General features: G+C 45.9%; 9 protein-coding genes and 1 pseudogene. 4 read left to right on the top strand and 6 right to left on the bottom strand.

The annotated features are described in order from the left end of the window. From QVO66_RS01685 to QVO66_RS01675, 3 genes and pseudogenes are all read left to right on the top strand, one after another. Positions 1–145, top strand: a pseudogene (locus QVO66_RS01685) (recombinase RecA); the annotation flags it as partial. A gap of 1092 nt (positions 146–1237) precedes the next feature. Next, positions 1238–1837, top strand: coding sequence for a hypothetical protein (locus tag QVO66_RS01680; protein ID WP_288172434.1), 600 nt, complete (start codon positions 1238–1240; stop codon positions 1835–1837). Between the two features lie 517 nt (positions 1838–2354). Continuing rightward, the gene (locus QVO66_RS01675; RefSeq protein WP_021853646.1) at positions 2355–3023 is read left to right on the top strand and encodes a SprT-like domain-containing protein; all 669 of its coding nucleotides are present in this window, start codon (positions 2355–2357) and stop codon (positions 3021–3023) included. A 328-nt stretch (positions 3024–3351) separates the two neighbouring features. Here QVO66_RS01675 and QVO66_RS01670 read toward each other — a convergent pair whose 3' ends face one another. Together QVO66_RS01670 and alaS are read right to left on the bottom strand one after the other, a co-directional pair. Continuing rightward, the gene (locus QVO66_RS01670; protein WP_021853645.1) at positions 3352–3591 is read right to left on the bottom strand and encodes a helix-turn-helix domain-containing protein; all 240 of its coding nucleotides are present in this window, start codon (positions 3589–3591) and stop codon (positions 3352–3354) included. Positions 3592–3936: 345 nt separating this feature from the next. Next, positions 3937–6558, bottom strand: a complete 2622-nt coding sequence (gene alaS / locus QVO66_RS01665; RefSeq protein WP_021853644.1) for an alanine--tRNA ligase — start codon at positions 6556–6558, stop codon at positions 3937–3939. A 284-nt stretch (positions 6559–6842) separates the two neighbouring features. Between alaS and QVO66_RS01660 the strand changes: the two genes are divergently transcribed. Beyond that, entirely contained in the window at positions 6843–7190 is a 348-nt protein-coding gene (locus QVO66_RS01660; protein ID WP_021853642.1) for a MerR family transcriptional regulator, read from the top strand. 482 nt (positions 7191–7672) lie between these two features. On the opposite strand, the gene QVO66_RS01655 is transcribed toward QVO66_RS01660, so the two are convergent. From QVO66_RS01655 to QVO66_RS01640, 4 genes are all read right to left on the bottom strand, one after another. Beyond that, positions 7673–8614, bottom strand: coding sequence for a hypothetical protein (locus QVO66_RS01655; RefSeq protein WP_021853641.1), 942 nt, complete (start codon positions 8612–8614; stop codon positions 7673–7675). A 105-nt stretch (positions 8615–8719) separates the two neighbouring features. After that, a complete protein-coding gene (locus tag QVO66_RS01650) occupies positions 8720–9193 on the bottom strand; it encodes a hypothetical protein (protein ID WP_021853640.1) in 474 nt (157 codons plus the stop codon). Between the two features lie 34 nt (positions 9194–9227). Beyond that, positions 9228–11060: a RagB/SusD family nutrient uptake outer membrane protein gene (locus tag QVO66_RS01645; RefSeq protein ID WP_021853639.1), complete on the bottom strand. Its 1833-nt coding sequence runs from the start codon at positions 11058–11060 to the stop codon at positions 9228–9230. 18 nt (positions 11061–11078) lie between these two features. Beyond that, positions 11079–14444: a SusC/RagA family TonB-linked outer membrane protein gene (locus tag QVO66_RS01640; protein ID WP_021853638.1), complete on the bottom strand. Its 3366-nt coding sequence runs from the start codon at positions 14442–14444 to the stop codon at positions 11079–11081. Positions 14445–14594 lie beyond the last annotated feature (150 nt).

Below are 14594 nucleotides of genomic sequence, written 5' to 3'. Positions count from 1 at the left end.
GAAGAGCGGTTCATGGTTCTCTTATCAGGGAAGCAAGCTGGCTCAGGGACGCGACGCTACCAAGACGCTGCTGAAAGACAATCCTGAACTGTGTGAGGAGATTGAGGCACTGATAATGCAGGCTATATCAGACAGCGTGGAGTAATACGCCGTCTGTCTTGTGTTATTAATATTTTTGAATATACATCCGGCATGGGCGCAACGGCGTCTGTGCCGGATTTTTTATGTCCTGTAGGGACATACCCCAGGTGTGTCCACATCGCCTTTTTGTATAAATCTTGTGCCTTTATCATCCGGACGTACCTTGGGTACGTTCCTACAGTTATCTGTCATGCGTCTTGCATGGCTCTTTATTTTTGAAACTTGCAACGCTTTATTGCCTTTCATTTTGTCATCGTGTTTATGTCATGATTTTCATGCGAAATAGAAAATGCTTAGGCAGAAATATGGTTTTGCAGGTAAACAATATTTACAAAACATCGTTAAAGGCATGTTTTTGTCTGATTAACATACCGCTTTTTGTGCGTTAATGCACTGTTTTTTCATCTTTAACTGACCGTTTTTGGTGCCAAAAAGCAGTGGTTTTTGCCCGTTTTTCAGGCAAAATCGTTGCACACAACGCTGTAGATTGTCTGTAATGTTCTGATGCGTCGCTGCTTATGTTTGCACACGATTTTTGCCGGTTTTTACGGCCGGATAATTTTATTTTCAGAATATCGCAGTATGAGAGCGTCAGCAAAAGTCAGAGTGTAAGCGTAAAGCCCAGAATGTGTTGCAGAGTGTTATCTGTGCAAAACCTTTGTCTGAAGGGCTTTGTGCGTGCAATCATGTGCGCGCCAGTCTTGTTTTTGGGCTGTTATATTTATCTGTTCAGGTGATTTGTTGCAGTGTAAATTTATATGTATTTGTGTGTTTTTTTTGTTAATATTTTAACTTCTGAGTTGTATATATAGCATTATTTTCTTATCTTTGGAGAAAACTAGCGGTTATTTATTCATTTTTATTATATAAGTTTGTTTTGTTGGTTTTAATCAGAAGGAGGATTTTTATGGAAAAGACACGAAAAGAAACTGGGTTGAAGAGATTAATGTCCAATTATATTAAACTGCTTTTCTGTGCAGTTGTGTCAGTAGCCCTTTTTTATGGGTGTGATAATGATGATAATAATATCAATCCCGGAAGAACTCCGAAGTTTTCTGAAAAAAGTTACATCTCAGTGTATATAAAGGCAAAGCAGTTGAGATATTTTTATATGAGCGACACTTACGACAGTATACAGACCGATCCATATATACGATTTTCTCTTCTTGGTGAATGGTATAGTGATGAAGCGGCAGAAGAGGTGGCAAGAGAGTTTGGTGACACGGCCTATTATCGTGTACCGGGATTTTATTTTTTGGATTCTGTTGTCAGCGACTCAATAAAAAAGATAGACGTAACATGTAGGTCAGATTATGATGCGCAGCATCCCAAGGGCACGTCGCTGGCAGACATCGTGCTGTTCTGCGGGCGTTCTTATTATGACTTTATACGCAACGGATATACTGTTGTGGATGCAGAAAAGAATAAGCCTGAAAACGAGAACTTGTGCAAATATATCGAGTCAAGATGGAGTCCTTCTGACGAAATGGGTATCGACAATCCGTGGGCAACAGTTGTGTCAGACACCCTTAAAAACATATCTTATGCCGACACCAAGCTGCTTAACTCGGATAAGACAGTTTTATGGTTTACCAAGCGTCCTGAAGGCCACGGCACATTCTGGTTTGACCTTACGGTAGAGATGTCGTCCGGATTAAAGTTCAGCGTGCCCGTAACGTATCAGTATGACAGATAAGGCTGCATGCCGGCGCAAGTCTGATTGACATCAGCGTAGAACAGATATTGTTGTCAGCAGTATGAACTGTCATGCTGCTGACAATTTTTATAGAGCAAGGCATGGCTATTATATTTATGGCTGCGGCGTTGGTGTGCAGGTTTGTTTGTTGTCGGTCGGGGAGAGAATATTCTTTCGTGCTTAAGGTGGGTTATATAAATTCGCTTTTTCAGATTTTTGATTTTAGGCGAGAAGATTTTGTAAGTGAATAAAGGAGTGTAGCGGGCTACACGACTGAATGAACTTGCAAAATGAGCCGCATAAAAACAAAAAGATGAAAAAAGTCATAAGCCCATTGAAAGAAAAAATAATACGTGGGAATTTATAGAACCCACCTTAACCCTATTTGGGGCATTGTGATTCAACATCAATGCACAAAATTGATAAAGTAATATGCGGTCTAATACCAGATTTGGGCTTATGCAAAAAGTTGCCGCAGCGCTTGCTCTTGTGTCGCAGATGTGCTAACTTTGCATCCATGCAAGTAAGCGTAGAACTTCTTAAAGAATGGTTTGCCGACTTTAATGTGCGCTATTTCGGCGGCAGTCTGCCCGTGCCCGCATTTGCCGTGGGGCGCTCGCGCACGCAGCTCGGATGTATGTCGTGCAAGGTGAGGCGCAGGATGTTTTCAAAGTCGTACACCGACTACACAATACGCCTGAGCAACTATTATGATGCCGACGAGCGCCATTTTAAGAACGTTCTGCTGCACGAGATGATACATCTGTGCATAACGTCGAGGCGAATAAAGGACACGTCGCCGCACGGCGAGGTGTTCCGCAGGATGATGCGCGCCATAAACGCCGACGGCTGGAGCATAAGCGTTTCTACAAAGATGGACGCCGTACAGAGGTCTGCCGGCAAGGCGCGTAAGCGCATGAGGGTGGTCTTGGCAGTAGCTATGACCGACGGGCGATGCCTGCTCTCTGTGGTTAGTCCGCGTTATGTGCCGGCGATAGACAAGACTATGAGCCGTGCGCGTGACGTTGTCAGATATGACTGGTATGTGTCAGACGACGACTTTTTCAGTTCGTTTCCTTCTGTGAGGACTCCCCGCGGGCGCATTGTAGGCAAAGACATGTTTGCCGAGCTTACGGGCAGAATGAAGCCTTTAGACCGGGCGCGGGCAGGCATCAGCCCGCGCTGACGCCATGCTGCGTTGTCTGCCGTGTTGGTGGCTTGCGTGTGTGCTGCCCATATTAACCCCAATCTGTCATAATACTGCACATAGCTTTATCTGTTTTGTGCATTCATGCTTCAGCCTGTCATTATTGTTCATGTTTGCGTCTTTTTGTTCGCTATTCTTGGCAAAGCCCGTTATTCCTGCAAAAAATATAACGAAAATCAGCTTAATATAGAGCAAATATTCAGACCGAATGACCGATTTGAAATAAAGCAATGGGCGCCCCTGCATCAAGCAGAAGCGCCCACCTCGTGTCGGTTTTATTTATCTGAAAGTTTAAGAAGTCTTTTTTTTATCCGTTTTTGAGCTTGTCGCTATATAGTTTAAAGAAGTCAAAGTTCAGTATTCTTGATATTTTCATAAGCTCATCAGTGTCAATCGACTTTTTCCCAAATATTTTATAAACATTGGTCCGGCTGCATCCCAACTGGCCGGCCAGCCACACCACAGACTGTTTCCTTTCTCTTAGCTTGGCATTTATCAGCAGGCCTATTGTTGTCTTATCTGTGTTTGTCTTTTTGGTATCTTGCATTTCCTTTTATGTGTATTGGTGGTGTGGTTCCCTTTTTCTTACTTATCTCTCTGCCGGCACATTCATGTCCGTAAGCTGCCGGCCTGTTTTTTTACGTATACAAAGTTACGCCAAAGAATCATATTGTGCAAGTGCGGTTTTGCCGGTGTTGGAGTGAGGTTGACACAGGAGTGATTATCAGGTGATTTTTTGTGATTATCCGGTAAAAAGAAAATGCCCCGGCAGCATGTTTTGCTGTCGGGGCATATGTTGTTTTATGGTTTAGCCTGCATTGCAGCAACTATTTTCAGCTGTGCCCTGGGGCTTTGCCGGATGAATTTATTGCAAAGCAGGCTTGTGGTCTTGTTAAAGATTAGCCAGCTCTATCACTTTGTCTACTGCAGCAGACAGTCCGTCGATGTCTTTTCCGCCTGCAGTTGCGAAGTGAGGCTGTCCGCCGCCGCCGCCCTTTATCAGCTTGGCAGCTTCGCGCACCATCTGTCCGGCGTTGAGTCCGTGTTCCTTCACGAGGTCTTCGCTTATCATGACGCTGAGGGTGGGGCGTCCGTCAAAGGTGCTTCCCACAACGCAGAGCATGCGCTCTGGTTCGGCTGCACGTATCTTGAACACGAGGTCTTTGGCTGCGTCCTGCTTCATTATCAGTGTGGAAGCGATGACCTTCACTCCGTTTACGATGCGGGCCTGAGATATGAGCTTCTCCTTAACTCTCTCAACTCTCTCGGCCTGGAACTGCTCAATGCTCTTCTTCATTGAGTCGTGCTCCTCGATATATTTCTCTATCACGCCGAGCAGATCCTTGGTGTTGTTGAACAGAGCCTTTATTGCCTTCATTCCGTCCTCAAGGTCGTACATCAGCATTTCGCACTCTTTTCCGGTCTTGGCCTCTATACGGCGAACTCCGGCGGCAACGCTGCTCTCTGATATTATCTTGAACATGCCGATGCGGCCTGTAGAGTGGGCGTGGATACCGCCGCAGAACTCAATGCTCGGGCCAAACTTGACCACGCGCACCTTGTCGCCGTATTTCTCGCCGAACAGGGCTATGGCGCCCATCTTCTTGGCTTCGTCGAGCGGCATGTCGCGGTGTTCGTCGAGCGGTATGTCCTGGCGTATCATGTCGTTGACAAGCATCTCAACCTTGCGTATCTCCTCGTCGGTCATCTTCTGGAAGTGAGAGAAGTCGAAGCGCAGCGTGTCGTGTGATACGAATGAACCCTTCTGCTCAACGTGGTCGCCCAATACCTGCTTCAGGGCATAGTCGAGCAGGTGGGTAGCCGTGTGGTTGGCGGCGCTTGCCTCGCGCTTGTCGGTGTCTACGCATGCCATGAAGTCGGCCTCAGGATTCTTTGGCAGCTCCTTAACGATGTGTATCGACTGTCCGTTCTCGCGCTTGGTGTCAATGATGTTCACTGTTTCGTTCTCGCTTACCAGCACTCCGCAGTCGCCAACCTGACCACCCATCTCGCCGTAGAATGGTGTGTTGTCGAGCACGAGCTCATAGAAGGTGTTCTTCTTCTGTGTCACTTTGCGGTAGCGCAGTATGTGGCATTCGTATTCAGTGTAGTCGTAGCCTACGAAGTTTTGCTCGCCCTGGCTCAGCTCGGTCCAGTCGCTGTTTTCAACGGCAGCGGCGTTGCGCGCTCTTGCCTTCTGCTTCTGCATCTCCTCGTCAAACTGTTTCTCGTCAACGTTGAGCCCGTTTTCGCGGCAGATGAGTTCAGTGAGGTCGAGCGGGAATCCGTAGGTGTCGAACAGGCGGAATGCCTTTGTGCCGTCGAGCACGGTCTTGCCTTCGGCCTTAACCTCCTGCATGGCGTCAGACAGCATGTTGATGCCGTTGGACAGTGTGCGCAGGAACGATTCTTCCTCTTCCTTTATCACCTTGGTTATCAGTTCGCGCTGTGCGGTAAGTTCGGGATAAGCCTCGCCCATCTCGTGTATCAGCGTAGGCATGAGCTTAAACATGAATGCCTCTTTCTGGTTGAGGAAGGTGTATGCGTATCTTACGGCGCGGCGCAGTATGCGGCGTATAACGTAGCCTGCCTTTGCGTTGCCCGGCAGCTGGCCGTCGGCTATTGAGAAGGCTACGGCACGCAGGTGGTCGGCAACCACGCGCATTGCCACGTCGGTTTTCTCTTCCTTGCCGTATTCCATGCCTGAAAGGCGTGAAATCTCCTTGATGATAGGCTGGAAGATGTCGGTGTCGTAGTTAGAATGCTTGCCTTGCAGGGCACGCACAAGGCGCTCGAAGCCCATGCCGGTGTCTATTACGTTCATTGACAGCTTTTCGAGAGAGCCGTCGGCCTTACGGTTGAACTGCATGAACACGAGGTTCCATATCTCGATAACCTGTGGGTCATCCTTGTTTACAAGTTCGCGGCCCGGTGTCTTTGCTTTTTCTTCGGGAGTACGAGAGTCGAGGTGAATCTCTGAGCAAGGTCCGCAGGGACCTGTGTCGCCCATTTCCCAGAAGTTGTCGTGCTTGTTTCCGTTGATTATGTGGTCAGCCGGAACATGCTTTGCCCAGAAGGCAGCAGCCTCGTCGTCGCGGCTGAGGTTTTCTTCGGGAGAGCCTTCGAACACGGTTACGTAGAGGTCGGCCGGGTCGAGGTGAAGTACGTCAACGAGATATTCCCATGCCATGTCTATGGCGCCTTCTTTAAAGTAGTCGCCAAAGCTCCAGTTGCCGAGCATCTCGAACATGGTGTGGTGGTATGTGTCGTGGCCCACTTCCTCAAGGTCGTTGTGCTTTCCGCTCACGCGGAGACACTTCTGCGAGTCGGCCCTGCGTCTTGGTTCGGGGTCGCGTGTTCCCAGTATGATGTCCTTCCATTGGTTCATGCCTGCGTTAGTAAACATCAGTGTCGGGTCGTCTTTAATCACCATCGGTGCCGACGGAACAATCTGATGTCCTTTCGATTCAAAAAACTTTTTGAACGATTCACGGATTTCGTTAGCTGTCATCATTTTCTTTATATTTTGTTTTTGTTCTTTTCACGATAAAGGCAAAATGCCTATTTGGGAGCAAAATTATAAAATAAATCCCATAAATCATTAAATAATTGTGTAAAACATACAATTCTGTTGTCTGTGCGGCAAATTATTGTGTCGCAGGACGGCATGATCCTGTCGGCAGCGTCTTTATCTGCAACTTGAAGAAATGTATTATTTTTTCGGTTGACAGCATGAAAATGAAAAAAAAATGATAAATTTGCAACATCAGACGTTACATATTTTAATTTCCACGAATTATGGCATTGAACACAGAAAAGAATCTTAAGCTTTATTACTCGATAAAGGAAGTGGCAGCCATGCTCAACGTGCCCGAGAGCATGCTGAGGTTTTGGGAAAAGGAGATACCGATGTTGCGGCCGAAAACAACTGGTAACAATGTGCGCCAGTATACGCAGGCCGACATTGAGAATGTAAAGGTCGTGTATAATCTTGTCAAGGTCAGGGGCTTTAAGCTGTCGGCTGCGCGTAAGATGTTGCGTGAAAACAAACAGGCTGTTGACGGCAATGCGCGTGTTATGGAGAGTCTGATAAAGGTGCGCGACGAACTGAAGCTGCTCAAAAAGCAGCTTGATTATCTTGAGTAGTATTGTTTTTGCAATACCTCGCAAGATAACTTTCCGGCCTTGCTTTCTGCATATGTCTTCAGTTGCTTGTATACCTTGATATACACCTAATCGTACATCTTGAGGGTATGCGTTGAGGTTTGATGTGTCGGTAGTGGATACAGGCTGTTATCCGACATGAAGTAGTATACCGAAAAATAAATTCTTTATTAGAAAATCCCATTAAATCATTATTCCGTACATGATTTAATTCTACAAAAATATAGATGCTTTCATACGTCATGTTGTTTCCTGTTATTATCCTATTGTCTGCTTTTTGTGGAAATAGACCGCTATGCCTCTGAAAAAGCAAATGACTATACGCTAAATTTAAGACAATAATTCTACCGGATCTTAATGAAAGCAATTTGGAATAAAAGCAGATGCCAGGAGACTTCACAGTGTCCTGGCATCCTTTCAATACATAAAATCAAATTATTAACTTTGAATTTTAGTCTGGCTCTTTATTTATTAACGTATTTTTTGCCATTGATTATAACGATACCCTTTGCATTTTTGTTAACACGCTGTCCGGCGATGTTGTATGCAGGAGCATCAACGTCATTCTTGTCGGTGTTAATCTCTGTGATGTCAGTGCTGCCGCCAGAGAGCAACTTAAGAGTAGAACCGTCTTCTGCAACGATGCTTACGTCAACAGGATTCTCGCTGTAGCAGAAGCCTTTGAAAGAAGCTTTTGAACCAACTGCGTTGAATACATAGTTGCAGTCTGCATAAACCTTGAACATGATTACGCCAAGACCATTGCCGGCAGATGTAGCTTCAGCATTGTTGTTGTGATAAATCTGAATAGGCCAAAGGATTGTACCGTTGCTCTGGTCATAGAAACCTTCCTCGTCAGCTGGCAGAGTGTATGTAAGCACGCCGTTTGTTATAGGGTCTGCGTTCTTGTCAGCGTCATCAGCAATGTTCATAGCAAGAGTGTAAGAAAGGCATTTGCCTTCTTCAAATACAGTGTATGCCTTGTTTGAAGAAGCCTTTAAAACAGCATAGAAATAACCGTCCTTCTTAGCCTTTACTACATAGTAAGCGCCTGTTCCCGGCTGTACGAAGTTCTTTGCAGGATCCTCACCGCCGGCTCCTTTAGGGTTGCTGTTTCCCTGAAGACCTAAGTCAGAGCAGTCAACGTCTTTGTCTGCACCAAAGCGTACTTTGTTGTAACCGTTGAATGCGATATCCACAGCTTTGTACTGATCAGCAGCACCTGTTGAAACTGTAACGTCTTCGTTGTCAACTATAACAGAGTTTGCGTCGATGGCTGTCAGTGCAGTAGGGTCAGCTGCGCCCTTTTCAGTCAGCCATGCTTTGGCGTCAATTGTACAAACGTTCTGCGCGCTGGCGCAAATTCCTGCCATAAGGGCAAGTGATAAAGATAAAATTTTTTTCATAAGTTTTAATTTTAGTGATTAATAAAGTTATTATAAAGTTTTCTTTTAAATATTTGTTATATGTATGCTGCAAACCTTGAATTTGCAGCATACATTTTCTTTTGGTTATTCTGCAGTAGTGAGCGTTCCTGTAAACGTATTTGTCGAAGTGTAGGTCTTTCTGCCTTCGGTTATGGTCGTTACATATATAAATGTAATTTCGCCGTTAGTTACCTTGGCGCTGAAATTGCCGAGGTTTGCACTTTTGTTATTTGTCAGGATATATCCCGAAGTGCTGTTTCCCGAACAGTTTGCTACATCTGATATTTCTTCTTTGACAACAGGATCGGCCTGTTTCAGTGTTACATTGGCAACCCACTGTCTATTGGCAGACAATTCTATTGTTCCTGTAGCTTCGTTTTCATCTTGCAGCTCGCCAGATGAGTTTGTGAGCTTCTGGTTCCATGTGCCGATATATGTTCCTGCAACTTCCTGTTCCGGGTTTTGTGTCCCTACAGCTTCATCGTCGTCATCGCTGCATGCGCTGAAAGTCATCAAGGCCATTATCAGTGTTAAGAATAAATATGTTTTCTTTTTCATTGCTTTCATTTTTTATGTTATTAAAGTCAATCTATTAATAGCCGGGATTCTGGTCCTCTTCAGTCATGCTGTCGTTGCCTGAAATTTCAGATGTCGGGATAGGACGATACCATTTTGTCTCTCCTTTAATGTTTTTCATATCCTCGGCATTTGTAACGAAATAGTTGTATGCCACGTTGTAGCGAACCAGCTGACGTGTACGGCGAAGGTCAACCCAGCGGGTCTGTTCTGCGTAACATTCACGTGCACGCTCGTCCAGAATCAAGTCAAGCAGAGTGAAGTTTGAAAGCATGACGCTTACTTCATAGTCAGCAAGGCTGTTAAGATGAGGTGCTCCGGCGCGGTCGCGCACTGCGTTGATTTTCTCAAGGGCCGCAGTTTCGTTTCCTGCCATATAATAGGCCTCGGCAGCAGTAAGATATGTTTCAGATGCATGGAGGACTACGATGTCGCGGTAGCTGATGGTCTTTCCGCCCATAGATGCGGTCGGGTCGTCCCATTTCTTAACGCACGGCGTTGTTTCCAAAGATGTTCCTCTGTTGTTGTCATTGAGGTTCTGATTGGTTATCGTCGGTGTAAGGAAGTTGCCTTCTGCGTCAAACTTGTAGACAAATATCTGTCCGTCGTGGAGCAGGTTGGCATGAGGCTCCTTCGGATGCTTGTTCGGGTCGCGTACAAACTGCGATTTGTGCGCTGTTAGATATGCCTCAAATTCGGCTTGAGAAACATAAGTTGGAGCATAGTATGCAAATATTGGCAATGTGTTTTTGTCAACACTTGTGTTGTAGTATGCAAAGTATCCATATTTAGTCCAGTCGGCCACGCTGTTGTCATACTGATACATTGTTGTCATGAATGTAGCGTCCCAGCGTGTGTCTCCTTTCTCCCACAGTGCCAGAGAGCGTGTGTTGAGAGCCTTGTTAGAGGTTGAATACTTCTGTCCCTGAGCTACGTCGCCGTAATAGTGGCTGTAGTAGATGTCGAGTTCATGTCCGCCGTCGCTTATGTCTCCGGGCCATCCTGCCTTGTCATACTGAACTGCGAAGAATGTCTCGGGATTGGTGTCCTCGTTTGACGGCAGCCATTTGTCTTCGAACGATTGTGTGAGCGGTATGCCGCTGATGGCAGCCTCGGCAGCCTGTGCTGCCTTCTCGAAGTTTTCTTTTGATGTTATGGTGTATGTGCCGGCATTTTCGTCAGTGAGAGTAGTGTTGCAGTCCCAGCCGTGTGCAAGATATATTTTTGCGAGCAGGGCTTGTGCTGCTTTTTTATTTACAGAGCCGTCATGTGTTATTTCAGGAATTTCGCTTGAGTTGATAACTTCCTGAAGGTCGTTTTCACAGTTGGTGTAAATAGTTTCGAGGTCTGTGCGCGGATAGTCGCGGCTTGCGCTCTGAATGTAGGTGTCAGAGTAGGGCACTGCTCCAAACTGCTGTGTCATGAGATAATATCCGTAAGCTCTAAGGAATAGGCCTTCTGCACGATATCTCTTGTATTCTTCTCCGCTGTAGTTGATAAGACCGTTGGCATTATTTATAAGTCCTGTACATGCAACGTAGTAGTCTTTCACTTCGTCTGTCTCAGCGGTCAGCGAATAATCCTGGAATACTGATGCACCCTGACCACGGCAAGGCATATAGAGGTCTGTGCCGTCATCGTTGATGTTTAATGCCGTAGCCAGATTCTTTAAAGAAAGGAATGCATATGCCCTGAAAGACTCCAGTCCTTCTTTTGTCCTGAAATATGTTTCAGGATCCATTTTGTCTCCTCCGGCTGTCTTGTTTTCTGCTTCAAGGAAGTCCGAGCAGCTTGTGGCCGACATCAGTGCCAGAAGAGCCATTGTTATGATATATGATATTTTTTTCATTTTTCTTGATTATTGAAGTTAGAATTTAAGACTTGCACCAAATTCCCATGTAACAGTGCTAGGACCATCGTTTTCTGCACCGCCTCCGGCCCATTCCGGATCAAATCCTTTGTAGTCGGTCCATACGAACGGGTTGGTTACTGTGCAATAAAGGCGCAGATGGCTGATGCCGATCTTGTTGATCCATTTCTTCGGGAACGTATATCCGAGAGTAATGTTCTTTACTTTTACGAAAGACGCGTCTGTGATGGCCTGGCATTGTGAGCCGTCACGGTTGAAGGCATGTGTTCCGTTAAGACCTGCAGTGTTTCCGTCGTTCGGGAAAGGATATGCACCGTAGTGTGTGGTCTGCTGGTATACCGGGTTGATGTATGTTCCGTCGGGATTAATACCGTCGCAGTCGATAAGTGTTCCTGCCGGGATATAATAGTCAACATTCAGGTGCATCCATCCACGGTCTTTATAGTCGAGATATTGTGCATAGAAGTCAGAGTACACCTTATAGTTCTGCTTGGTGTAAAGTGATGCAGACAAGTCCCAGTTCTTGTATGACAGAGATGTTGTGAGGCTTCCTGTCCATGACGGGTCTGACCTGTAAACCTTCTTGTCTTTGTCGTCGATAGTTCCGTCGCCGTTGACATCTTCTATAATCGGGTTGCCTTCCTGCAGTCCGTAGCAAATGTTGTAATAGTCATATTCTTTCATTGTTGAGCCTGGTGTAAGGCCTTTTGCCACGGCTATTTCTGTGTTAGGCACAATCATGTCGCGGTCGGTTACGATGCCGGCCCAGTGATATCCGTATACGTTGTTGATAGAGCATCCGATGAAAAGGTTGTCGTTAGGCAGGTTTGCACCTGAACCGTTGATTTCTTTCACCTTGTTGATGTTGCGTGCATAGTTTAAAGAGATATCCCAGCGCCAGTCTTTTGTGATGACAGGAATTGCGGTTACAGCAAATTCGATACCTCTGTTCTGCACGCTTCCTACGTTTGTGTTAAGCTTCATGGGGTTGCCGTCGCTGTCTGTTCCGGCTTCGAGCGGAAGCTCTACAGAGTAGAGAAGGTCGTCTGAGGTCTTCTGATACAGATCCACGCTACCGAAGATGCGGTTCTTGAGGAAGCCGAAGTCGATACCGAAGTTGATTTCCTTAGACTCTTCCCATGTCAGGAATCTGTCTACGATGCTGCTCGGATAGAAAGCGTTTACGTAAGTGCTTCCGAAGGGATAGTAAACCGGACCGGCTACTGTTGTTCTTGTAGCATAGTTTCCTACGCCGGTGTTGTTACCTGTTACACCATATGAAAGTCTTACCTTTAAGTTAGAGAGCCATTTTACGTTCTGAAGGAACTTCTCTTGTGACGCGCGCCATGCAACGGCAACAGACGGGAAGCATCCCCAGCGCTGGTCTGGTTCAAATTTTGAAGAGCCGTCCCAACGCACAGTTGCGGTAAGCATATATCTCTCGTCGAAGGTATAGTTGGCGCGAAGAGCGTATGAAATCATACTGTTTTCACTGAAAGAGTTGTTCGTATTGGTAAGGTCAATGGTTCCTGATGACAGATTGTACCAAAGTGAGCCGTCGAGCACACCTTGTGCAGCCTGATTGGTGGCTTCGGTGTCGCTTGCCATCATAGAGAACAGTCCCATGAGGTTAACGGCGTGTTTCTTTGCAAACACTTTGTCGAATGTAAGGATGTTGTCCCATGTCCATTGTATGTTGCGTGACGTTGCAAGACTTGCCGTGTTTACAGGGTTTCCGTTGGTGTCGGTTGTACCTACTACTGTGGCTCCTGCATAGTCGAGTACATAGTCGGTGAAAACACCGTCACGGTAATAAGTGAAGTTTGGCGAGAATGTTGTCTTGAACGTGAGTTCTTTTATCGGCTTGATTTGCAGATATACATTGCCGAGCATGCGCCATGTCTGACGCTTGTGTGTGTATACGTCCATCAGGTAGAGCGGGTTGTACTGTCCTGAGAACTGGTGGCCTGTTGACGAGGCCGTACCCATGGCTACAGAGTTGCCTGGATAGTAGTTTTTATATATTTGTCCGTATTGGTTGTAATAGTAGCCGGTATATCCTTCCTCCGGAATGTTTCCGTTGGCATCATAGATATATCCGTTTCTTTCGTCCGGCTGTGTTGAATATGGCTGGCAGAACGGATTGAGCCTGTAGGCAAGCTCTATGGCGTCATCGTTTGCATATTCGTTTCTGATATAAGCCATGTTTACGGTGAATCCGCCGCTGATAATCTTGTTGATCTGTGCGTCAAGACTGCCCTTGAAGCTGAACTGGTCTCTGCTGTCGCCTACATAGATACCTTTTTCCTGGTTGTAGCCGAGTCCGACATGATAGTTTACTCTTTCAGACGCTCCGCTTATGGCCACGTAATGGTTTTGCTGTGTTCCGTTGCGTGTTGCCAGATCTGCCCAGTCAGTGGTCTGTCCTCCTGCAATAATCTGTTTTAGGATAGAATTTCCGTCTCCGTCAACCAGTGCCATTTGATCAAAATTGCCCATGATGTACATCGGGTTGGCCAGGTTGGTCTGTCCTTGTCCATAAGAAAGGAACTTCAGGAAGCGGTAATTGTAGAATTGCTGTCCGGTCTGGAATTCAGGCATACGTGCAACTTTTGATACGCCGTAATAGCCGTCGTATGAGATGGTCGGCTTGCTCATTTTCTTGCCGATGTTAAGGCTTCCTTTGGTTGTAACCATAATCACACCGGCTGTGGCGCGTGAACCGTATATCGCGGTTGACGATGCGTCTTTCAGAACGTCGATGCGCTCAATGTCTTGCTGGTTAAGGAAGTTGATGTCGTCGCAGATTATTCCGTCAACAACATAAATAGGTTTAGTGTCAGAGTTTGTAGATGATTTTCCGCGAATCTCAATATCAAAGTCTCCGCCGGCACGGCTTGAGTTCTTTGTAATGTTGACACCAGGAACGGTACCCTGAAGACCTTCCATGACTGTTGCGGCTCCTTTGGCTGTTACGTCTTCCGTGCTTAGTGAACTCACTGATCCTGTGAGGTCGCTTTTTTTCATGGTTCCGTATCCTACAACAACAAGCTCGTCAAGTGCCTGGTTGTCTTCTTGCATGACAAGGTTTAGTGTGGAACTGTTGCCTACTTTTACATTCAGGTCTTTATAGCCGATGTAGGTAATTTTAAGGTTGGTCGACTCTGTTGCATTAGGAATCTTAAAATTACCGTTGATGTCAGTTATAGCACCTGCTTTTCCGTCGACAAGGACTGTAACGCCGATCATTGGTTCCCCGTTAGCGTCTCTCACCGTACCGGTAATTACCTTTTGCGCAAATGCAGAAAGGCATATTACAGGCAGCATTGATGCCAATAGGATTCTTCTTGTTAGTAAATGCATAAATGTTTTATTTTTAATTGTTAGTAGTTAGTGTTTCTCTATATATGATTATATGTTTGCTCTATTTTTTCATGGCCGTTTTCATGGTATTTTTATCAGTAGGCCAAGTAGATTTCTGCCGGTTAAAGTAGATTTGTTATGTGCAAATAT

It is taken from the genome of Prevotella sp. CAG:255, assembly GCF_000431195.1.
Taxonomy (GTDB): Bacteria; Bacteroidota; Bacteroidia; order Bacteroidales; family Bacteroidaceae; genus Prevotella; species Prevotella rara.
The sequence above is the reverse complement of the archived record's forward strand: the minus strand, read 5'-3'. Positions and strand labels throughout refer to the sequence as shown.

Excerpts from the sequence above, each read along its gene's own strand:
- QVO66_RS01675 (WP_021853646.1), top strand. The coding sequence starts at position 2,355 with ATGCAAGTAAGCGTAGAACTTCTTAAAGAATGGTTTGCCGACTTTAAT.
- QVO66_RS01670 (WP_021853645.1), bottom strand. The coding sequence starts at position 3,591 with ATGCAAGATACCAAAAAGACAAACACAGATAAGACAACAATAGGCCTG.
- alaS (WP_021853644.1), bottom strand. The coding sequence starts at position 6,558 with ATGATGACAGCTAACGAAATCCGTGAATCGTTCAAAAAGTTTTTTGAA.
- QVO66_RS01660 (WP_021853642.1), top strand. The coding sequence starts at position 6,843 with ATGGCATTGAACACAGAAAAGAATCTTAAGCTTTATTACTCGATAAAG.
- QVO66_RS01655 (WP_021853641.1), bottom strand. The coding sequence starts at position 8,614 with ATGAAAAAAATTTTATCTTTATCACTTGCCCTTATGGCAGGAATTTGC.
- QVO66_RS01650 (WP_021853640.1), bottom strand. The coding sequence starts at position 9,193 with ATGAAAAAGAAAACATATTTATTCTTAACACTGATAATGGCCTTGATG.
- QVO66_RS01645 (WP_021853639.1), bottom strand. The coding sequence starts at position 11,060 with ATGAAAAAAATATCATATATCATAACAATGGCTCTTCTGGCACTGATG.
- QVO66_RS01640 (WP_021853638.1), bottom strand. The coding sequence starts at position 14,444 with ATGCATTTACTAACAAGAAGAATCCTATTGGCATCAATGCTGCCTGTA.